The sequence below is a fragment of the Bradyrhizobium sp. 63_E2_N1_3 genome (genome assembly GCF_052076005.1).
Classification (GTDB): domain Bacteria; phylum Pseudomonadota; class Alphaproteobacteria; order Rhizobiales; family Xanthobacteraceae; genus Bradyrhizobium; species Bradyrhizobium barranii.
On sequence record NZ_CP197235.1, the window covers coordinates 3871940 to 3891417 of the forward strand.

The window sequence follows — 19478 nt, forward strand, 5'->3', positions numbered from 1 at the left end:
GACCAGACTGTTTTGCGGATTGCATGGCTCTATTACATGGAGAATTTGACCCAGGCCGAGATCGGCGAGCGGCTCGGGCTGACGCGGGCGCGGGTCAATCGCATGCTGTCGGAGGCACGGCACTCCGGCATCGTCAGCATTAGGCTGAATTCAGAGTTTGCGAGCTGCACCGAACTGGAACATCAGTTGCGCGAACGGTGCGGGCTCGACGACGCGGTGGTGATTCCGAGCCCAGAAAACCCTGAACTCGTCGCGAGCCTGATTGGTATGGCGGCCGGGAGTTACCTATCGAAATTTCTGGAGGATAAGCTTCCGCGCACGATCGGCATTGGCTGGGGCGCGACCCTGCGTGAAACGATCCGCCACATCACGCCTGCGGAATACCCAGAGCTCTGGGTCGTCTCGATGATGGGGGGCCTCTCGCGAGGGCTCGAGCTCAATACGTTCGAAATCGCAGGCGAGCTGGCGCGCCGACTGCACGCAAAATGCAGTTATCTGGCCGCTCCGATCTACGCAAGCAGCAAGCGATCGCGCGACACGCTCATGGCACAGGACGTTTATGCGGAGGTTCTGGAGCGCGTCAGCAACCTCGATCTTGCGTTGCTCAGCTTGGGCGACCTCACGCCGCGCTCCCTTCTGGTGCGGCACGGCCTTCCGCCGGATGTAGGTATCGAGGATCTGCGTGCGGCCGGGGCGGTCGGCGACGTGCTAGGACAATATCTTGATCAATCGGGCCGGCAGATCAATCACGGCATCAATTCCCGCGCCATCGCTCTGCCGATCGAAAAGCTTGCAAAGACACCGACCGTGATGCTGATCGCGGGGGGCACCAACAAGGCGCCCGTCATCGCGGCTGCGTTACAGGGAAAGATCGGCAAGGTGCTGGTCACCGACGAGAAGGCGGCTGCCGGAGCGCTCAAGCTGATCGGTAAGCAGAAATGAGTCTGTTTCTGGGACTCGACATCGGTACGTCAGCCGTAAAGGCGATCATCGTCGATGCCGAGGACCGCGAGCAGGCGAGCGCGGTCGCGCCGCTGCCGATCGATCATCCACACCCGCTTTGGTCCGAGCAGCAACCGGATGCCTGGTGGTCGGCCTCGGCCGCCGTGCTCGACCATCTCGCCGCCGAACATCCAAAACTGATGTCCGGTGTGGCCGCGCTCGGACTATCCGGTCAGATGCTCGGTGTTGCCCTGATCGATGCCGCCGGGCGGCCGATCCGGCCGGCACCGCTCTGGAACGACGGTCGAGCCGGCGCCGAATGCGCGGAGCTCGACGTAAAAGTGACGGATTTTGCCGGCATTGCCGGTGCGCGGCCGATGCCGGGCTTTTCGGCCCCAAAAATCCTCTGGCTGTCGCGCCACGAGCCCGAAGCCTTGAAGCGTACGCGTTGCATTCTGCTGACGAAGGACTATGTGCGCCTGTGCCTGACGGGCGAGGCGATTTCCGATCGCGCAGATTCATCGGCCACGCTGTTGATGGACACGCAGGCCGGAACATGGTCGCCGCAGCTTGCGGAAGCCTGTGGCATCAGCACCGATCTGCTGCCGGAACTCGTCGAGAGCGGGGCGGTTGGCGGCACGCTGCGGCCTGAGTTGGCACGGCGGTTCGGCCTGCGCACCAATCTTCCGATTGCGGGCGGTGCAGGTGACAACATGGCAGGTGCTATCGGTGCCGGTGTGGTTTGCGCCGGCGACGCATACATCAGCCTTGGGACGTCAGGGGTCTACTTCGTCGCCAACGATCGTTTCGTGCCTGCACGCGGCCAGGGTATGCATACCCACAGGCATGCAGTGCCTGACTTGTTCGGCCAACACGGCTGCGTCCTGAGCGCGGCGAGCGCGCTGAACTGGGTTGCCGGTATCCTCGGCGTCGTCTCGATCGAGCGTTTCCTCGCCGAGATCGAAGTCGCGGATTTGTCGCCGGCTGATGTGCCGGTGTTCTCGCCCTATCTTGGTGGCGAGCGGACGCCGCATGACGATCCGCTCGCCACCGCAACGCTGTCGAATCTGCGTGGCACGGCGGGGCCGTTGCACATTGGCCGCGCTGTACTTGAAGGCGTCGCCTTTGCGATAGCCGACTGCCACGATGCGCTGACCGAGGCCGGCGCATCGATCGGGACGATCGCACTTGTTGGAGGAGGCGCGCGGAGCCGGTTTTGGGGGCAACTCATCGCGACCGCAATCGACCGCCCCCTGCTGCTGCCGCCACTGGCCTTGCTGGGGCCGGCGCTCGGTGCCGCGCGGCTGGCGCGCCAGGCGAGCGGCGGCGGGTTAAGCGACGCGAGCGATCGGCCCGACATGATTATGCTTGAGCCCAGTGCCGGCTGGCGCTCGGGATTGGAAGAGCGACGCGCCATCTATCGTCAGCACTACGTAAAATCGCCCAGCGAGAACATTTGTAAAGCCAAAGATACATATGTATAGTACTGGCATCGCGAAGGGCGGCGATGCCGGAAACATGCAGGAATTAGGGCTTTGAACATGCGCGCAGCGGTGCTCCACGATGTTCGCGATATTCGCGTCACTGAAATTCCGACGCCAACGCCGGCCGCGGACGAGGTCATCGTGCGAGTCAAGGCCGTAGGCGTGTGTGGCAGCGATTTGCACTCGTATCTTGAGGGCGGGACGACCGGTCCGACCCGGATCAATCCGTTCGTGCTTGGTCACGAATTTTCCGGCACGCTAACTTCGGAGAGTGCGAAACGAGCAGGCTTGCCGGCGGATGCGCTGTTCGCCATAGACCCTTCGATTTCCTGCGGCCGTTGCGAATGGTGTCACCGCGGCCATACCAATCTGTGCCCAAATGTGCGGTTTCTCGGGTACGCTCCGAACAACGGCGCGATGGCCGAGTTCATCTGCGTGCCGACGTCCGCGCTGCATATCGTGCCTGACAGCATCGGCCCGGCAGGCGCGGCCATCCTGGAAACGCTTGGCGTTGCAATCCACGCCATCGACCTCGCACGCCCCCGATTGATGGAAACGGTCGCGGTGGTTGGCTGTGGCCCGGTCGGTTTACTGCTGATTCAGTTGGCGCGCTTCGCTGGCGTCAGCAAGATCATCGCGGTCGATCCGGTCAAGGCACGAGCGGATCTCGCTTGTGATCTTGGCGCTGACGTAGGCTGCGGCAGTCCTGAAGAAGCTGTCAGCTTTACTAACGGCCGCGGCGCAGACCTTGTCATCGAGGCGACGGACTCCTCGCACGGATTCGAGCATGCCGCGCGCAGTGCCCGCATTGGTGGCCGGCTCGTCATCGTCGGAATCCCGGAGAATAATCAGTATGTGCTGAGCGGTGCAGAATCGCGCCGCAAGGGCCTGTCGATCAAATTTTCGCGTCGCATGCCGGAGGTCTATCCACGGGCGATTGCTCTCGCAGAGAGTGGTCACGTTAAACTCGCTCCGCTCGCAACGCATCGGTTTTCGCTGGACCAGACGCCGGCAGCCTTCGAACAGCAGGTTGCGCGCCGCGACGGGATCATCAAGGCGATCATTTACCCCTAACCATGTGCTCGCGAGTACAGTGAATGGCCAAAGCGCTCATTTTCGACTTCGACGGCGTTGTCGCTGACAGCGAAGTTCTGGCCAACACTGTGCTTGCCGAAATCGTGACCGAGCTCGGCGTGCCGACGACGGTCGAGGACTCCTACCGTGCCTATCTGGGCAAGCGCTTCAGCGAAATTATCGCTGAAATCGAGAAGACCGTCGGCAGAACGCTGCCTCTCTCGTTCAGCGACCAGTATCAGGCCCGCACGCTGGATCGTTTCAGGCAATCACTGCTTCCGATCGCCGGTGTGCGCGAATTCATTGCAAGATTTGATGATGTACCGCGATGTATCGCATCGTCTTCCTCGCCGGACAGGCTCGCCCTCTGCCTTGACGTTCTGAACATGACGTCTCTTTTCGATGGGCGAGTGTTCAGTGCTTCCAACGTTGAACGGGGCAAGCCTTACCCCGACATCTTTCTCCACGCTTCGGCCAGCATCGGAATTCCGCCGAGCTCCTGTATTGTTATTGAAGACAGCCCGAGCGGAGTGACGGCGGCAACGGCGGCGGGATGTACGGTCGTGGGATTGCTTGCTGCGGGGCATATCCGCGAAGACCATGGCGCGTTTCTAAAGAAGGCGGGGGCTCACTACCTGGCGTTGGACTATCTTGAAGCAGAGCGGATCGTTGCGGAGTTGCTCGACTGATCCGCGCGTTCGAACATCTCCTGGAACGCGCGAGTGCGCTGGTTGATGGCGCTTGATCGCAAGGCTCATAAGCAGACAATCCCGTAACATCTCCATGGCAGCTGCTGTGATGGGCTCAGGCCCAGATTTGGCCGATCCTAGAGATTGTCTGCTCTCGACTTCTGAGCGGTTCGAACGGCTAGCCCTGCCACACCGGTTCCGGCATCGCTCAGGTGCCTTGAAAGCGCGATCATGAACGGGCAGATCGCGAGCGCCGTGATCGCGGTGGCGGCCGTCGCCGTTGTGGCTCCGAACCCATCCCCAAGAAAACCGTAGAGAATCGGGGCGCCGGCGCTCGCGCCGATGGTGCCGGTATAAAATAAGGCGAACGCGCGTTCGGTGCGATGTGGCGCGATCAACTCAGGAACCGTGCCGTACAGCACTGATGATGCGCCGTTGAGCATCACCCCCAGGCCGGGCAGGACGGCAGGGACGAGCGGCAGGACCAGAACGCCGAGAATAAGAATCGCGGTGGCAATCTCGGTGAATAGGACGGTGCGCCGGGTGCCCACTCTTTCGCCAAGCCAGCCGCAAGCGAACTTGCCGGCAGGTCCGCCGATGAAGACAAGCGCCAAAGCGAGACCTCTGGTGGGAAGTGTCGCTCCCTTTTCGATCAGTAGAAATGGCAGGAAGGTAAGAAAGCCCATCCTGACGGCGCTATCGAGCATCCCGATCGACAGCAGCCAGTAGAACCCGCCTCTACCTTGACCTGCCTGGCCTGCTTCTTCAGTTCTTTGATCGGCTTGCTCATCTGAGGTCGACTGCGTTGATTTGTCGTGACCATGCTAGATGCCGTAATGGGCCCTGCTCCGTGCAAGGGGGCATGATGGTGGCTGTCCCCCGATAGATGATGAAACGGGGTCACGACTTGAGTCGGCCCCAAGCATCTGGAGACGGAGGACAGCCGTGGAGAATTATGCCGGAATTGACGTGTCGTTGGAACTGTCGAGCGTATGCGTTGTGGATTCCCAGGGTAAGATCCTGAAGGAGGCGAAGGTCGCAAGCGAACCCGACGCCTTAGTCGAATTTTTCGAGACGCTTGGCTTTGCAGTGAATCGGATCGGGCTGGAGGCTGGGCCACTGTCGCAATGGCTGCATGCGGGGCTGCAAAGAGCAGGATTCGAGACGGTTCTGCTGGAAACACGGCATGTGAAGGCAGCATTGTCGGCGATGACAGTGAAGACGGATCGCAAGGATGCACGCGGAATTGCCCAGTTGATCCGGATGGGATGGTTCCGCGCGGTGCACGCAAAGTCGATAGGGGCTCAAGAGATCCGAGCGCTGCTGGTTGCGCGCAAGCAGCTTCTTGGGCGACTTATCGATGTGGAGTTAAGTATCCGCGGGATTTTGCGTGGCTTTGGGCTGAAGGTTGGCCCGGTGACGCGGAAGAATTTCGAAGCGCGGATCCGAGAGTTGGTTGCGGGTCAGGCGACATTGGAACGCATTGCCATAGCGATGCTTTCGGCACGATCGGCCTTGAAGGCAGAGTACGGAAGGCTACACAAAGCTGTGCTGGCAACGGTGCGTGACGATGCGGTCTGTCGCCGGCTCATGACAGTGCCAGGTGTTGGTCCCCTAGTGGCGATTACCTACAAATCGGCGATTGATGATCCTCATCGCATTGTAAAATCGAAGGCGGCAGGCGCGCTGTTCGGGCTCACGCCAAAGAAATACCAATCGGGAGAAAAGGACGTCACGGGCGGGATCACGCTGGCCGGCGACGAGATAGTGCGTACGGTGTTGTATGAGGCCGCCAACGTTCTGCTATCGCGCATCACGCGATTCTCAAAACTCAAGCGCTGGGGGATGGACGTCGCCAAGCGGCGAGGCTCGAAGCGCGCAAAAGTCGCCTTGGCACGCAAGCTCGCAGTGATCCTGCATCGAATCTGGGTCGACGGCACAACCTACCGATGGACCGACGCGGGCCCGATCGCAGCATAGAACACGAGGAGAAGAGTTGGAATGCAACCGGGCTGAACTGAGCCTGGTGCCCGAAGTCCCGTCGCCGGGACGGTGGATCCGGTGAAGCCGTTACACGCCCAGTGGCCGTCTTCTGACGGACCACGCGTATCTAGATAGGCTCACCGCTCCCTCTGACAGCATGATGTGGCGGCCAGGCGTTGACCACGGACAGAAGCATGAGCTCGGCGGCGTGACATTCACTCGGGAGGCTTGACATCATCGGGCCCATTACAGAAGGGCATGTACTCATCAAGCGGCTGGCCGACTGATGTCCGGTTATTCCCCAACAGCGGCCCAAGGGCGGACAATCTCCGAGGTCGCTGATGGACCAACAACGACATCCGCAGGGCCACCGGGGAAAATCTACCCATTGCTGCCGGGACGGGAATGAAAGGTGTCGCTGGCGACTTTCATCGGCTTGACCACAAGATGATGATGCCAATGACGATCGGAGCCAGTCCAAAGGCCATCGCGCCCCAGAACTTGGGCTCTTGGAGGATGTCGAAGATTTCGAGCATGTTGCGTAAGGATAGCGGCACCTGAACACAGGGCCACGACCTGTGGGGTTGCTCCGTGATACTACGGGGGCGGGCTGACGCTCATCATTGCAGGTCGAAGCAGCCGGGCTAGACTGGTGCCGATCTGCCAAATTGATTCGAAGCGAAATGGCGAAATCTTCAAAACTTGTTGTCGCGAAGAAGGGGCGTGTGCTCCTGGTCAGACGACGGCGCGATAGGCTTTGGATGTTTCCGGGCGGTCGCAAGCGTGCAGGTGAGAGCGAAACGAAGTGCCTTCGCCGAGAGATCAGGGAAGAACTGCCGAAGCTTAAGCTCGGGCCGGTGAAGCTCTGGAGAGAAGTGAAGGCAAAGAACCGTCAGTCCGGTCGCAAGATGAGTGACGCGATCTTCTTAGCCAAGAACGCGTCCGGGCCCCCGAAGATCGGCGACAAGAAGGAGATCGACGGGCGGTCTGGTGCAGGCCACGAGGAATCCAGCTGACGCCGACTTCGCGCTACATTCGGGACAAGTTGTTTCCGAAGTGAATTGTGTCCCGTCGTTAAGCACAATTGGCAACCCGCCTCGCATGATCTCAAGGGTTAGTGGTCCGGCTTTTCGCGCACGATGACGCCGGTCTTAGGGTCGGCATGAAATTCCATCTTCTGTCCGTTCTTGATGCCTTCGCCCTCCCACTGGCCGTCGTCGGCTTCAAGCTTAGTGATCTGCGAATAACCCGACTCCATGAGCTTAGCCTTCACTTGCTCCATCGGCATCCAGTCAGGTCCGGGTTGATCTGCTCTCGCTGCTGAGCTCATGACGAGCGAACCGAGAACCAGAATTGCGGCAAGCTTCATTATGGGCCTCCTCTCGTTAGCGGCGTTAACGAGAGCGCTGACATGGTTGTTCCTCTGCCACGCTCGCAAATTCTCGCGAACACAATCAGGTATAGCTGGCGAGGCTGTTTTTGAGCACTTAAAGCGCGGCGGCCTTCGTGGCCTCCCTTGTTTGCTTGCGGCAAAAAAAACCGCCTCCAAGGAAAAAACCAAGAGGAGGCGGGGATTTAAGGCTGAGTCATAGGGAGGTACTCGCTGGCCAGCGCGTACCCTCGGCAAAAGCTAGCACAACAAGGGCACCCGCGACGACCGCTAGGGGTCAAAGAGCGAAGAACTCAGAGTGAGCAAATTCAGTCCGCTCCGCCCCACTAAGCGGACCTCAGTGAGGAGTGTCGTCACTTCGCTGATGGGCCATAACCAGAAGTTCCAGCTGTCCGCCTCGGGCGTTCTCCGGGCAAATTGCGATGGGAGGCTGCAAGAAGCCGTGACAAAATGGTAAGTCGCCACACATTCTAATCGGCTACCGCCATCCGGCCGACCCACAGATGGCGGGACGCAATTTGGCCCGATAGAGGATACCTAATATCGTCTGGCGGTAGCCATGCCCGGGATGAGGGATGCAATGCGCCAGTCCTCGACGCTCGACCGCCGCCTGTTCATCAAGACCGCCGGTCGTTTCTTTGGCGCCACGGCCGCGGCCGGAGGTCTGCTATCGCTTGGCCCATCGATGCCGGGGGCGCGTTCGCAGCCTAGAGCGCCAACGCCCGAGCCGCTCATCCAGCCGCCCGAGATGCACAGCGTCAACGGCGTGCTCGATATGACGATTGCGGCAGCGCCCGGACCGGTGCAGCTCGGCGATCGCGCGTTTACCGGACTGCTCTACAATGGTGCTTATGTGCCGCCAACGCTACGCGCACGCCTGGGCGACACGCTGCGGATCTCTTTCCGTAACAATTTGAACTCCGAGCTCGATCGCCCTGGTTATCTGGGTCCTATTTGTGCCGGTGTCGGCACCGCGTCGAACCTGCACTTTCACGGCATGAGCGTCTCGCCGCAAGCCAACAGCGATAACGTATTCGTCCACGTTCAACCCGGCGAAACATTCCAATACCAGGTGCGCATTCCGGCGTCCGGCCGGCAAAGTCCGGGCTTGTTCTGGTACCACCCCCATGCGCACGGGTTCGTCAATAATCAAATCATTGGCGGCATGTCCGGTGCTCTGGTCGTCGATGGCATTGACGAACTTTTCCCGCTGCTGCACCGATTGCCGGAGCGCTTCCTTCTGATCAAGCACTTCAAGTGTGACGACGAAAGCGAAATAGTTTCGATCAATGGTCAGATCAATCCCGCCATCTCCATGCGCGCCGGCGAAATGCAGTTTTGGCGCATTGCGCACATCGGAGCGTCGGATTTCTACAAATTGCGTATTGAGGGCATGCCGCTTTACGTCGTGGCAACCGATGGGCACGCCTTGTCGCAGCCACGCAAGATGACCGAATTTTTCATTGGTCCCGGCGAACGGATTGACGCCATTGTCATCGGTCCGCCCGCAGGGGAATACCCGATGCGAACCATTTCTTTTCAGAACGAAGCCTGGCGGCCGCCGGAACCGGTGAGGCAACTGGCAGTCATCCATTCCAGCGGTTCGTCGCAGAGTGCGGCGATCGAGGATGATATCTTGCGCCAGCGGGTCACTGGGCCGCAATGGATAAACGACGTTCGCGCCGCGGCGATTGCACGGCGCCGGACGCTATCTTATTCGCGAACCGCCGACCGTAAGGTATTCATGATTGACAGCCGCGTCGTCGACGAGGCGCGCACCGACCAAACCGTCAAGCTCGGCGATACGGAAGAATGGACGGTGATCAACACGGATCAGCAGTATCACAGCTTCCACATTCACCAGACACCGTTCCTGGTGACGGAAGTAGGCGGCGTTTCCTGGCGCGATGATAGCCTGCGCGACACTTTTTCAGTACCGCCGGCAACGGACCAAGGGCCCGGCGCGCTCAAGGTCGTCATTCCGTTCACCGATCCAGTGATCGTCGGTCGATTTGTGTACCATTGTCATGCAGTCGATCACGAAGACAAGGGCATGATGGGCATCATCGAAGTCGTTGCTTGAACGCACCTGCACGCCGCGATTAGGTGACAAATACATTTCCCGCTTCGAGTCATTAGCGGAAGTGACGGCTTCCCTTTGCTATATCTGGTTTACTCCCGAAAGCAGACATCCAGCGGACGGATCGGCATGTCCGCTAAGGGCCGATATTGTTGCAAAACTCGAAAATCGAACAACCCTAAAATTTCGCGAAAGTTGATCTTTGGACTCTCTGCTGCTGCGTCGCTTTTCGACGCCACTACGGAGGTCCGCGATCGATTTTGGATGAAACGATATGGTCCCCCACGTCGCCGCGCGTAAAGCGCATCAGCGACTAGCCAGCCCGAGCGACATCGTTTATCGAATTCCGATAAGCAAATACCCGGGATCGGATCAAACGTCCGTGAGCTTGAATTCGTCGACTGACATCTCCGCTGTCCAGAAATCTCCGGCCGGCTCGCCGCTGGAGGTCCTGCGTATCTTCCTGAAGCTTGGTCTGACCTGCTTCGGCGGCCCGATCGCCCACATCGGCTACTTCCGCGAAGAGTTCGTCGTGCGGCGGAAGTGGATCGACGAGCATGCCTACGCCGATCTGGTCGGGCTTTGCCAATTCCTGCCGGGCCCTGCCAGCAGCCAGGTCGGTTTCTCAATCGGTCTGATGCGGGCAGGCTACCTGGGCGCGCTCGCCGCCTGGACCGGCTTCACCCTACCGTCGGCCGCGATCCTCGTCCTCTTCGCCTACGGCGCCGGCGCGCTGAGCGGACCGGTCGGCGCCGGTCTGTTGCACGGACTGAAGCTGACCGCGGTCGCCATCGTGGCGCAGGCGGTGTGGGGCATGGCGCGCAACCTCTGTCCCGACCGCGAGCGCGCATCGATCGCGGTTGTGGCGGCGCTGATCATCCTCTTCAGCATCGCGTCGGTCGCCCAGATCGGAGCGATCGTGCTCGGCGGCCTCGCCGGTCTGTGGTTGTGCCGCAGCGAGGCGCCGGCGCCGTCCGGACACGTTGAGATTCCCGTGTCACGAACCGTCGGCCTGATCACTCTCGGGATGTTTTTCGTCCTGCTGGTGGGGCTCCCCGCGCTGCGCAGCCTGACGGGATCCACGGGCGTCGCCCTGTTCGACGCCTTCTACCGCTCCGGCGCGCTCGTCTTCGGCGGCGGCCATGTCGTGCTCCCACTCCTCCGCGAAGCCTTCGTCACGCCGGGTTGGTTGAGCGACGATGTATTCCTCGCCGGCTACGGCGCCGCCCAGGCGGTGCCGGGCCCGCTCTTCACCTTCGCGGCCTACCTCGGCACAGTGGTGTCTCCGGAGCCGCACGGGCTTGCCGGCGCGGGGCTCGGCCTCGTCGGCATCTTCCTGCCCGGGATCCTGATTCTGCTGGGCACCCTGCCGTTCTGGGACTCGTTCCGGAAGCGCGCCGGCGCGCAGGCGATGATGCGCGGCGTCAACGCAGCCGTGGTCGGCGTGCTGGGCGCCGCGCTCTACGATCCGGTATGGACGACGACCGTGCATGGGCCGCGGGATTTCGGCATCACGCTTGTCGGCTTCGTTCTGCTGGTCGCTTGGCGCGCCCCGCCGCTCGTCGTCGTCACCTTGAGTGCCGCCGCTGGATCCGCGATGGCGTTCCTCTGAGGTCTGCACAGTTTGCAGCGGCCCGCGAGGCTCTGGCGCACCTCTTTCTTCAGCGGCGAGGCGAGCAAGCTGCGGACATTGATCGTGTCCGGAGCTCGCGTGTCGAGAGCGCTATCGGGCGAATAATTCTGGCCGGCGCCGTCGTTTCCTGATGCGAAAACACGTTCGGATTTGCTTGTTCTGTCTGGTGCATCGTCTTTGCGTTTGATGCGCAGAATTTGGCTTTCTTTCTGATCGATCCCGCCGTTTTTCAATGCTGTGATGGGCGGTGGCAGCCATGGTCATCGCCGTCAGTTCGGTCATGGGCTCGCGTCCAACGCACCCTCGATTGGCTGATCAGGCCCGAGGGACGGCAAGAGCCTCGATCGCCTTCCCGCAACAGCTCACGCCTGCTTTTTTCCCCTGCCGCCAAGTGGCGGCATTCCTCGCGGAAGACAAAAAAGCAGGCTTTCGCCGTCCTCCGCTGGCGCTGCGGGCCTGGTGGCTGCGGGCCGATCGCTCCCCGGGCCAAGGATCGCCATCGAGGCTGCGATGGGCGCGGCCCGAACAACAAACAGACGGAGATGACCATGGCGACCATCGGCACTTTCACCGCTTCGGATAACGGCTACACCGGCTCGATTAAGACGCTGACGCTGAACATCAAGGCCAAGTTCGTGGCCTCCGAGAAGGACAACGACAAGGCTCCGGACTACCGCATTTTCGCAGGGAGCACCGAATTCGGCGCCGCTTGGAAGAAGACGGTTCGCGACAGCGATCGCGAATATCTCTCGGTCAAGCTCGACGATCCGAGCTTCCCGGCTCCGATCTACGCCTCGCTGGTCAAGGTCGAAGGCGAGGCGGATTTCACCCTGATCTGGTCGCGCCGCAGCGGCGACTGACGCCGGGGATCATCGGCCCCGCCTCCGCGGAGGCGGGGCTTTTTGCGTTGCTTGCGCCGCTTTCAAGGGGAGGGAGAAGAACATTTTTCTCCCCAAAAAGGAGGCGCGCAGATACGGATTCATGGCGCAATTTAAAGCCGGTTTGAGGCGCCGTGTTACGAACTAATGGAGCTTTCGGGTGCGTTTTCGTCGGGCGGTTCGCAAACTCAATCGCCATCTGCGCGGCCGACTGATCGCGCTGGATTCGGCTTGAGGGCCGGCTCCCGAACCACGCCTCGGATGCGAAACCGAGCCGCATGCCCGGTGAGATAATTGGCTCTGGATCGCGGCAGACTCGAGAGGGAACGCGTACGTCGAAGCGTGGCCCAAGCGCCGTTTGTGTGGGTGAACAGCGCTCTGCGGCAACGCCTGGCTCCTTCGTCCGAAGAGGACGATTCCCTGCTTATGGCGCTACGACCTATGGCAGCCGTCTCCCATCCGAAACCCGCGCACGCTTCCTTTTTCTCCGCCGGCAAGCCGGCTCCTCGCGGCCGCTTCGCTGCAAAAAAAGGAGCGAGCTCGGGTGCGCCGCTGCGCTTCGCCCCAAGGGTTCGGATGCGGGCCGGCCGCCATGACGGTCTCGCCATCGCAGGGCATCGGCCCTGCGGCATTGAAGGAGACAGACCATGACCGCGATCGGATTCGTCACCCGCACAACTCACGGCGGCTTCAGGGGCCAGCTCAAATTCCTGCCTATCTGCGCCGATATCGACATCGTGCCCAACCGCGATAAGTCCGGCGATACTCCAGCAGATTTCCGCATCTTCACCCAAGGGGTCGAGGTCGGGTCCGGTCGGATTCTGAGCGGCGAGAGCCGCGGAACGGACTACGTCAGTCTGTCACTCGCAGCACCCGGCCTTGGGGTCCGTAAGCTCTGCGCCAACCTTGGCCGAACGGTCGGCCTGGGCAGTGACGGCGGCTTCTTCCTCCTCTGGAATCCTGTCGACTAGGTCAAAGTCTTGGGCTCCCGCACATCGCGCGGGAGCCCTTTTTGGTCTCCAGGACGCCAGCTTCTTTGATCGAATTCGACGGCTTCGGCCCAAGGAAATCACTCGGCCGACGTGAGAATCCTCGTCGGTTCGCGCAGTTTCCAAGGCTCCAATAGGCGGTCTTCCGAGCTCGGATTTCTTGTCTTTCAGCCAAGTATCGTTCTCCAGGACGCTCGCGGTGCGGCCAAATTTTGCGGTTGGGGCGTCGATGCCAGGACCTTGTCACAGCAGAGAGAGGAAGCGAGAATGGGTCAGATGAAGCACACCAGACGACCGATTAGTAAGGCAAGATAAAAGCACTGTCGCCTAAGGGCGGCTAAGTGGTTGTCTGCACATCCAAGAGTTATCGCCATGGGTACAATGCTTGTCGCCAACGCGCACCTAGGCCACTCAATGTTCTGCGTAAACTCGTCCGCAGGTTCGTTCGGCATTATCGTGCTGCAAGTCTCCGAACCTTGCTGAGAAGGGGCGGTCGAATGGTCGATTTAGCCTCTCATCGGAAGAACAAGCACCTCGCATCAGCGGCCCGTCAGATATTCCTTCACGACTTATTTTCCGAGCCATCCGGGTTCGGAAGCCCTCAGAGCTGCGTCAACCGTGCAATAGCTCGCTTTACCAGGCCCACGGAACATTCTAGGCGATGAAGCAGAGCTTCCAATTCTGCGGAGGTAGCTTCTTCCATACGGAGGTTGTCGTCGGCGACAGTCCGAGCAACAAGACTGTCGACTTGTTCAGTCGCTGTACCCGCGCCCGACGATGCTTCGACTTGTCCCGCCGGTGTTAGGACAATCGAGGTCTTCGATCGCCCAGGAATTGCTGATTCAGCTAGTGCGGCGGGTAGCTTGACCGCGCAGACGACCTCGCCCGTTTCGATGAGCCGATAGCCAGCGCTATATGACCGGCGAGCGAGAACGTCGTCGCCGTCCTCCAAATCCAAGAACGCCTCTACTGATCCTGTCGAATAGGTTCACGTCGTCCGCCCGTTGAGCCCCATCCGCCTTTTGCGATGATAGCAATTTCCAATGTCGAATGTAACTTAAAAGCGGTCGTCTTAAAGGCGTCAATTTGGCCGATGTGTTCCTGTGAAACGGACACACAAAGGGCCCTTACGAGACATCCTTGCGAAGAACATGCGTCGCCTTCGGGCTGTGCGTGGTCTGAGTCAGGAGGCGCTTGCGCACGAGAGTGGGTTGAACAGGACCTATCTCAGCGGGGTTGAACGTTCCGAAAGAAATGTGTCGATCGACAACGTGGCGCGGATTGCAAATGGCCTCGGGGTCGAGCCTTGGAAGTTGCTCAAAGACGACTGACCCTAACTCATTCGCAAAAGCCAAAAATAATTCCTGCCGCGCTTCTGACAGCTTCGTTGAGCAAGGTTCCCGCTACCAGGATGGCGGGAACGACCACAATGCAGGCGGTTACCATAACCGTGATTAACGACGAAAGGCTACGGGATCTGAAGTGCTTGCTGATGGCGATATCGAATGGCGCGAACAAGACTCCGAGCGTCGTTGACCAGACGAGAGCGCCCAGGAAAGGCTTTGCCATGAACGCGCAGACGGCAAGGCCCAATACGATGACCACTATCAGAATGGTCGGACTCACCCCTCGATCGGGCAATTGCGAACCTTGACGCATTAGACGAGCCTGACTGTTCGTTCTCATTGGTGTTGCGCTACGGGGTGAAAAGTGTGCTGCCCATCATCAGCACGCACGTGACGAGTCCGAGTAAGGGTATCCATAGCGGCACGCGCGCGAGTGCAGCATCCGATCGGGTGTGTGGTGATCGAATTCGGAGCAGAGACAGGTTGACGAGCGCGAAGATCGTCAGCGTCGCAAGGGACGTGATTTCCGCCAAGCGTTCCAGCGGAAGTAGTAGCGCGAGAGCCGCGACGGCCAGCATGATGAGACCCGTGGCTATCAGCGGTGTCCCGGTCCGCGAATGGACACGGGCCGCTATGCTGGGCAGATCGCCTTGCTGTGCCATGCCATAGACGACACGCGCCGTCATGGTGATCTGCGCGAGAATGGTGTTCAGCGTCGACACGACCGCGATCACGTTGAAAGTGGTCGGGCTTATGCCCGCCACGGCGCTGAACACGAGGCTCAGCGGCGCCGTTGACGTCGCTAGGATGCTCGGGGGCACGGCGCTGACCGAAATCGCCGCAATCAGGAGGTAGAGCACGGATGTGATCAGCAGTGTGAGTGCCATGGCCCGCGGGATATTTCGTTGTGGGCTCTTGGCTTCTTCGACGACGTTGGCGAGATCCTCGAAGCCGACGAAAGCGAAGAATGCGAGCAGGCTGGCAAAGGTGATCCCAGAGAGGACGCCGGCGTCGAGTGGGGGCGGCGCGAAGAGTGCAGGGCTGAACGAGACGCCCGAATGTATGGCCGACCCGATGATCCACACCAGTCCGCCCGTCTCGATCATTGTCAGCAATCCGGCGAGCATCACGGATTCGAGAATGCCCCAGGCCGCGACGAGGCCCAAAGCCACGACGATCGCCACAGCAATCAATGGCGTGGGCAGCTCGATCAACCGCCCCATGTAACCAGCACCGCCAAGAGTGACAGCGGCAGCCGAAATGATGCCGGTGGCGAGCCTTAGCGAGCCGACCGCGGTCGATAGAAGCCGAGAATTGAATGCAGCCCGGACGTAGGCGGCTTCGCCGGCACTAACGGGATAGCGGGTAGCGAGCTCGGCATACGAGGCGCCAGTAAGTGCCATAACCGCGGCCGCCAATGCGAACGCCCACGAGGAGTAGACTCCCGCGTGGCCCGCCACAGCGCCGATCAAAACGTAGATTCCAGCCCCCACGGTGACCCCCGTCCCGTAGAGGACGAGAAGCGGCAATCCCAGCCGCCGTCGCAAACCTGCCGGAGGCGTGATTGCAACTTGCGTCGGTGTTTTCATTTTCATCATTACGAGCGACAATCGAACTTGGAACTCATATGAGCGGACCCTACGCGCAGTCGCTTGATCTGGGTCAATCGGGAGGCGTGAGCGAGGTCAATGCCGCATCAGAATGTCGCGTTGGGAGTTGCTGCTCTGACCTAGATCAAGCTGTTCGGACCTCTCGCGGTTACCTTGAAGGAAGAAATTGCATTTCCGGAGACGCCTGATGGCCATCAGGGACGTTTTGCTCACCCTCACTAGCTATCCTGATCCGACCCCGGTTTCGGTGATCGATCGCGCCTTGTCGCTGTCGTCACTTCTTGGCGCCCATATCGCCGCGATCTCATGTGAAGCTCACGTCCAAGTCCCCGGTAGCTTCCTGGCCGGCGCTGGCAATCTCGGGGCAGTCGTGGCCAGCGAAGCACACAAAAGCAAAAGGAATGCGGAGGATCTGCTGGCGGCCTTTGAGGCGGCCGCTCAGAAAGCCGGGGTGCCGCACGAGATCGTTCTCGAGCGTTGTCTGACATCCGAAGTGCCGGACCTTTTGATAGAATATGCGCGGCTCCGCGACCTGACGATTGTGCCGGTGCCGGAATTCTATGACCAATGGTACGCCGAGGACATCATCTTCGGGGCGGGGCGGCCGACCCTGGTGGTCCCGGAAGTCGCGTCGTCCGGGCCCATCGAGCTGAACAGGGTGCTTATTGCGTGGGATTTCAGCCGCGCGGCTGCACGCGCGGTATCCGATGCCATCCCGATCCTGGAGAAGGCGCGCAAAGTGTACATCCTTACGGTGACCAACGAGAAAGCGCTTCCGAGCCGGCGCTCGTCGTCCGAACTTGCCAAAAACCTGTCGCGGCATGGAATCGATGTGATCGTCGAGGAGGCGGATGCCGCTGGAAGGGCAATTGGCGACGTTCTCGGAACGCAGATAGTCTCCCTTAGAGCAGATCTCCTCGTCATGGGCGCTTACGGCCATTCGCGTCTTCGTGAGTTCATATTGGGAGGCGCGACCCGAAGCATCCTGACGAAGCCGCCGATTCCCGTGCTGTTTTCCCACTGAACCGGCAGTTGTCACTCAACTCCAGGAGGAGTTGAGGAGGAGAGGGAGCGCAACGACCGAAACAACAGACGTAGGATAGTAGGATAATGGGCCACGCTGCCCGACCTGTGTTGTCTTCCGCCGCCTCGCCACCAGGGTGGCGGACAACGAGATGCTCCTGCTTTGAACGGATTCGCGGGTTCAGTTCGACGAGGGCTGCTTACTTAATTAGCAGCCCTCTTGCGGGCCGATGGCCAAAGGCTCTTTATGCGCTTCGTCGGCAAGCAGGCGATCGGCTGATTGAACTTACGACGTGTGAGTTCGTCGATGAATGGGGCTGCGATCGTGATGGCACGGCTACCATCGCAAGCGGAGCCCAGACAACTACTGTCCTTTCTTTTCGCCCATGTGGTGCGGAACCTCGGTCTTAGGGCCGCCCTGGTAGTGATGACCGCTCTTTTCCGTGTCAGTGGTCTGCGCCATCGCAGGAACGGCCAGCAGAGAAAGAACGCCGAGGGTCGCCAAGAACTCCTTCATGATCATGTTCGGTCCTCCGGATCGATTGCGAGGTTTCGCGCGAGGCCCGTGTCGAGCCACCACAACGAATAGATCTTGTAAGCTCCCTGCGGCCAGCCTTGGTTGACTTGCATCAAGTCGGCTTCGATCCAGATCGGCATTATTGCATCGAATGCCGACCCGAAGGAGAGGGCGATGCGAATCCCGACGCTGGCCATAGCGCTGCTGCTTACCGCCCTGAGCTGCCCCGCACTCGCTCAATCACCTGCCGACCATCCGGCCCATCATCCGGATCAAAAAGAGGCGCCGGCGGCCAAGTCGACTGCTCCTCCGGAGACGCCGCGCAGTACGGGCCCCTCGCAGGGCATGGGCGGCGGCATGATGAGCATGACGGACGGCAATATGCCCATGTCCGACATGATGCGGATGATGAGCATGATGCGGCAGTCTGGCGGCGACGGAATGGGCGGCATGGAGACGATTGATCACGTGGAGGGCCGGATCGCGTTCCTCCGGACGGAGCTCAAGATAACCGACGCACAGCAGTCCGCCTGGAATGCGTTCGCCGACGCGCTGCGGACCAACGCCAAAACACTGGGAGACATGCGCGGCTCGATGATGTCTCAACAGAGCGCCGGGTCGCCAGGTCTCGTCGAAAAGCTTACGTTGCAGGAAAAGTGGCTCGCGGCGCGACTGGAAGGAATCCGGTCGATGAAGTCGGCGCTTTCGGACCTAGTCGCCACGTTTTCCGAAGAGCAGCAGAAGGCTGCCGACGAACTGCTCGCGCCGCAGATGGGCATGATGCCGATGATGCAGGGCCGTCGGATGGGCTCCATGCGGATGGACGGCAATTGAGACTACGAGCCGTTGATCTGCCTCAACAATGATGGCAACGGCGCTCCTATGCTCCTATGAACCACAGGAGCTGCGAATGTCGGTACAGGATCATTCCGGGTACGGAGGGCGCCCTCAAAAGGGCATGTCAACCAAAGCCAAGGCCGGCTTGGTCCTGGTAGGATTCCTGGTCATCGCCGGCGCGCTCCTGTTCACCGAACACAGGGCTCACGTGCTCGGGTTGCTGCTCTGGCTGCCGCTCCTCGCCTGCCCACTCATGCACCTCTTCATGCACGGAGGACACGGCCATCATCACGGCGACGTTCGATCGAGTGATGGGAGAGGCAACTGATGCACGATGCCGCCCCCGCGTACGGCCTCTGGAGCCTCGTCATCCTCAATTCGGCGGTCTTCATCCTGTTTGCCTACAGCTTCTTCAAGCCGCAGACCTCCCACGACTGGCGCTCGTTCGGCGCCTTCAGCGCGTTTCTGGTCGCGCTGTTCGTGGAGATGTACGGCTTTCCGCTCACCATCTACTTCCTTTCGGGCTGGCTGCAGTCGCATTACCCGAATGTTGACTGGTTCTCGCATGACGCTGGCCACCTGCTGGAGGTGATGTTCGGCTGGAAGGCAAATCCGCACGCGGGACCGTTCCACATCCTAAGTTTCGTCTTCATCGCCGCCGGCTTCATTCTGATCTCGGCCGCCTGGAGGGTTTTGTACGACGCGCAGCAGACCCGCAGCCTGGCGACCAGCGGCCCATACAGCTACGTCCGGCACCCGCAGTACGTCGGTTTCATCCTGGTGATGTTCGGCTTCCTGCTGCAGTGGCCGACGATCCTCACGCTCGCGATGTTTCCGGTGTTGACCGTCATGTATGTAAAGCTGGCACGCGACGAGGAGCTTGAGGCTCGGACCGAGTTCGGCGAGGCCTACCCGAGGTACGCAGCAGATGTACCGGCGTTCATTCCCCGTCTTGGGCGGCTGTTCGGTCATGGCTCTTCCCGCGGCCATCGTCACGGCTGAC

The 19478-nt window shown here is 60.5% G+C and carries 19 protein-coding genes and 1 pseudogene; 15 read left to right on the plus strand and 5 right to left on the minus strand.

The annotated features are described in order from the left end of the window. Positions 1-36 precede the first annotated feature (36 nt). Genes AB7531_RS18230 through AB7531_RS18245 form a run of 4 tightly spaced genes read left to right on the plus strand, consistent with a single transcriptional unit; the run spans position 37 to position 4189 of the window. Positions 37-942, plus strand: a complete 906-nt coding sequence (locus tag AB7531_RS18230) for a sugar-binding transcriptional regulator (protein WP_084795363.1) — start codon at positions 37-39, stop codon at positions 940-942. Further along, positions 939-2426 (plus strand): xylulokinase, encoded by a 1488-nt coding sequence (xylB, locus tag AB7531_RS18235; protein ID WP_084795085.1) that lies wholly within the window; start codon positions 939-941, stop codon positions 2424-2426. Before AB7531_RS18230 ends, xylB begins: the two co-directional genes overlap by 4 nt. 57 nt (positions 2427-2483) lie before the next feature. Next, complete coding sequence (locus AB7531_RS18240) at positions 2484-3500, plus strand: zinc-dependent alcohol dehydrogenase (RefSeq protein ID WP_063986302.1); 1017 nt, start codon at positions 2484-2486, stop codon at positions 3498-3500. A gap of 23 nt (positions 3501-3523) precedes the next feature. Then, positions 3524-4189 carry an HAD family hydrolase gene (locus AB7531_RS18245; protein WP_063982699.1) on the plus strand — a complete coding sequence of 222 codons (666 nt, stop codon included), beginning with the start codon at positions 3524-3526 and terminating at the stop codon, positions 4187-4189. Between the two features lie 137 nt (positions 4190-4326). On the opposite strand, the gene AB7531_RS18250 is transcribed toward AB7531_RS18245, so the two are convergent. Beyond that, positions 4327-4896: an MFS transporter gene (locus AB7531_RS18250; protein WP_371497972.1), complete on the minus strand. Its 570-nt coding sequence runs from the start codon at positions 4894-4896 to the stop codon at positions 4327-4329. Between the two features lie 238 nt (positions 4897-5134). On the opposite strand from AB7531_RS18250, the gene AB7531_RS18255 reads away from it, so the two are divergent. Both AB7531_RS18255 and AB7531_RS18260 read left to right on the plus strand, forming a co-directional pair. Further along, a complete protein-coding gene (locus AB7531_RS18255; RefSeq protein WP_231142138.1) occupies positions 5135-6169 on the plus strand; it encodes an IS110 family transposase in 1035 nt (344 codons plus the stop codon). Between the two features lie 686 nt (positions 6170-6855). After that, positions 6856-7232 (plus strand): annotated as a pseudogene (locus AB7531_RS18260) (NUDIX hydrolase). A 54-nt stretch (positions 7233-7286) separates the two neighbouring features. Here the strand turns inward: AB7531_RS18260 and AB7531_RS18265 are convergent. Further along, a complete protein-coding gene (locus tag AB7531_RS18265) occupies positions 7287-7541 on the minus strand; it encodes a PepSY domain-containing protein (protein WP_063982709.1) in 255 nt (84 codons plus the stop codon). Positions 7542-8142: 601 nt separating this feature from the next. Between AB7531_RS18265 and AB7531_RS18270 the strand changes: the two genes are divergently transcribed. The 5 genes from AB7531_RS18270 (at position 8143) to AB7531_RS18290 (ending at position 14473) form a co-directional block, all read left to right on the plus strand. Beyond that, positions 8143-9645, plus strand: coding sequence for a multicopper oxidase family protein (locus AB7531_RS18270; RefSeq protein ID WP_441280026.1), 1503 nt, complete (start codon positions 8143-8145; stop codon positions 9643-9645). 271 nt (positions 9646-9916) lie between these two features. Then, positions 9917-11254, plus strand: coding sequence for a chromate efflux transporter (gene chrA, locus AB7531_RS18275; protein WP_084795089.1), 1338 nt, complete (start codon positions 9917-9919; stop codon positions 11252-11254). A gap of 569 nt (positions 11255-11823) precedes the next feature. Beyond that, on the plus strand, positions 11824-12135 hold the full coding sequence (locus AB7531_RS18280; protein ID WP_063986306.1) for a DUF736 domain-containing protein: 312 nt from the start codon (positions 11824-11826) through the stop codon (positions 12133-12135). A 665-nt stretch (positions 12136-12800) separates the two neighbouring features. Continuing rightward, the gene (locus tag AB7531_RS18285) at positions 12801-13124 is read left to right on the plus strand and encodes a DUF736 domain-containing protein (RefSeq protein ID WP_063982711.1); all 324 of its coding nucleotides are present in this window, start codon (positions 12801-12803) and stop codon (positions 13122-13124) included. A gap of 1169 nt (positions 13125-14293) precedes the next feature. Then, the gene (locus tag AB7531_RS18290; protein WP_199877133.1) at positions 14294-14473 is read left to right on the plus strand and encodes a helix-turn-helix domain-containing protein; all 180 of its coding nucleotides are present in this window, start codon (positions 14294-14296) and stop codon (positions 14471-14473) included. A 7-nt stretch (positions 14474-14480) separates the two neighbouring features. Here AB7531_RS18290 and AB7531_RS18295 read toward each other — a convergent pair whose 3' ends face one another. Both AB7531_RS18295 and AB7531_RS18300 read right to left on the minus strand, forming a co-directional pair. Continuing rightward, on the minus strand, positions 14481-14801 hold the full coding sequence (locus tag AB7531_RS18295; protein ID WP_187388024.1) for a hypothetical protein: 321 nt from the start codon (positions 14799-14801) through the stop codon (positions 14481-14483). Between the two features lie 37 nt (positions 14802-14838). After that, positions 14839-16086: an APC family permease gene (locus AB7531_RS18300; protein ID WP_441280027.1), complete on the minus strand. Its 1248-nt coding sequence runs from the start codon at positions 16084-16086 to the stop codon at positions 14839-14841. 199 nt (positions 16087-16285) lie between these two features. Between AB7531_RS18300 and AB7531_RS18305 the strand changes: the two genes are divergently transcribed. Continuing rightward, entirely contained in the window at positions 16286-17122 is an 837-nt protein-coding gene (locus tag AB7531_RS18305; protein WP_063982713.1) for a universal stress protein, read from the plus strand. A 363-nt stretch (positions 17123-17485) separates the two neighbouring features. Here AB7531_RS18305 and AB7531_RS18310 read toward each other — a convergent pair whose 3' ends face one another. Then, positions 17486-17644, minus strand: coding sequence for a hypothetical protein (locus AB7531_RS18310; RefSeq protein ID WP_187388025.1), 159 nt, complete (start codon positions 17642-17644; stop codon positions 17486-17488). 168 nt (positions 17645-17812) lie between these two features. On the opposite strand from AB7531_RS18310, the gene AB7531_RS18315 reads away from it, so the two are divergent. The 3 genes from AB7531_RS18315 (at position 17813) to AB7531_RS18325 (ending at position 19477) form a co-directional block, all read left to right on the plus strand. Beyond that, a complete protein-coding gene (locus AB7531_RS18315) occupies positions 17813-18472 on the plus strand; it encodes a Spy/CpxP family protein refolding chaperone (protein ID WP_063982714.1) in 660 nt (219 codons plus the stop codon). Between the two features lie 76 nt (positions 18473-18548). Next, entirely contained in the window at positions 18549-18803 is a 255-nt protein-coding gene (locus tag AB7531_RS18320) for a DUF2933 domain-containing protein (RefSeq protein WP_063986308.1), read from the plus strand. Then, entirely contained in the window at positions 18803-19477 is a 675-nt protein-coding gene (locus tag AB7531_RS18325) for a methyltransferase family protein (protein WP_063982715.1), read from the plus strand. Before AB7531_RS18320 ends, AB7531_RS18325 begins: the two co-directional genes overlap by 1 nt. The last annotated feature ends 1 nt before the right edge of the window (position 19478 follow it).

Coding starts and splice junctions, on each gene's coding strand:
- AB7531_RS18250 (WP_371497972.1), bottom strand. CDS start 4,896: ATGCTCGATAGCGCCGTCAGGATGGGCTTTCTTACCTTCCTGCCATTT.
- AB7531_RS18320 (WP_063986308.1), top strand. CDS start 18,549: ATGTCGGTACAGGATCATTCCGGGTACGGAGGGCGCCCTCAAAAGGGC.
- AB7531_RS18280 (WP_063986306.1), top strand. CDS start 11,824: ATGGCGACCATCGGCACTTTCACCGCTTCGGATAACGGCTACACCGGC.
- chrA (WP_084795089.1), top strand. CDS start 9,917: ATGGTCCCCCACGTCGCCGCGCGTAAAGCGCATCAGCGACTAGCCAGC.
- AB7531_RS18300 (WP_441280027.1), bottom strand. CDS start 16,086: ATGATGAAAATGAAAACACCGACGCAAGTTGCAATCACGCCTCCGGCA.
- AB7531_RS18310 (WP_187388025.1), bottom strand. CDS start 17,644: ATGATCATGAAGGAGTTCTTGGCGACCCTCGGCGTTCTTTCTCTGCTG.
- AB7531_RS18305 (WP_063982713.1), top strand. CDS start 16,286: ATGGCCATCAGGGACGTTTTGCTCACCCTCACTAGCTATCCTGATCCG.
- AB7531_RS18315 (WP_063982714.1), top strand. CDS start 17,813: ATGCGAATCCCGACGCTGGCCATAGCGCTGCTGCTTACCGCCCTGAGC.
- AB7531_RS18285 (WP_063982711.1), top strand. CDS start 12,801: ATGACCGCGATCGGATTCGTCACCCGCACAACTCACGGCGGCTTCAGG.
- AB7531_RS18270 (WP_441280026.1), top strand. CDS start 8,143: ATGCGCCAGTCCTCGACGCTCGACCGCCGCCTGTTCATCAAGACCGCC.
- xylB (WP_084795085.1), top strand. CDS start 939: ATGAGTCTGTTTCTGGGACTCGACATCGGTACGTCAGCCGTAAAGGCG.
- AB7531_RS18265 (WP_063982709.1), bottom strand. CDS start 7,541: ATGAAGCTTGCCGCAATTCTGGTTCTCGGTTCGCTCGTCATGAGCTCA.
- AB7531_RS18290 (WP_199877133.1), top strand. CDS start 14,294: ATGCGTCGCCTTCGGGCTGTGCGTGGTCTGAGTCAGGAGGCGCTTGCG.
- AB7531_RS18240 (WP_063986302.1), top strand. CDS start 2,484: ATGCGCGCAGCGGTGCTCCACGATGTTCGCGATATTCGCGTCACTGAA.
- AB7531_RS18325 (WP_063982715.1), top strand. CDS start 18,803: ATGCACGATGCCGCCCCCGCGTACGGCCTCTGGAGCCTCGTCATCCTC.
- AB7531_RS18245 (WP_063982699.1), top strand. CDS start 3,524: ATGGCCAAAGCGCTCATTTTCGACTTCGACGGCGTTGTCGCTGACAGC.
- AB7531_RS18230 (WP_084795363.1), top strand. CDS start 37: ATGGAGAATTTGACCCAGGCCGAGATCGGCGAGCGGCTCGGGCTGACG.
- AB7531_RS18295 (WP_187388024.1), bottom strand. CDS start 14,801: ATGCGTCAAGGTTCGCAATTGCCCGATCGAGGGGTGAGTCCGACCATT.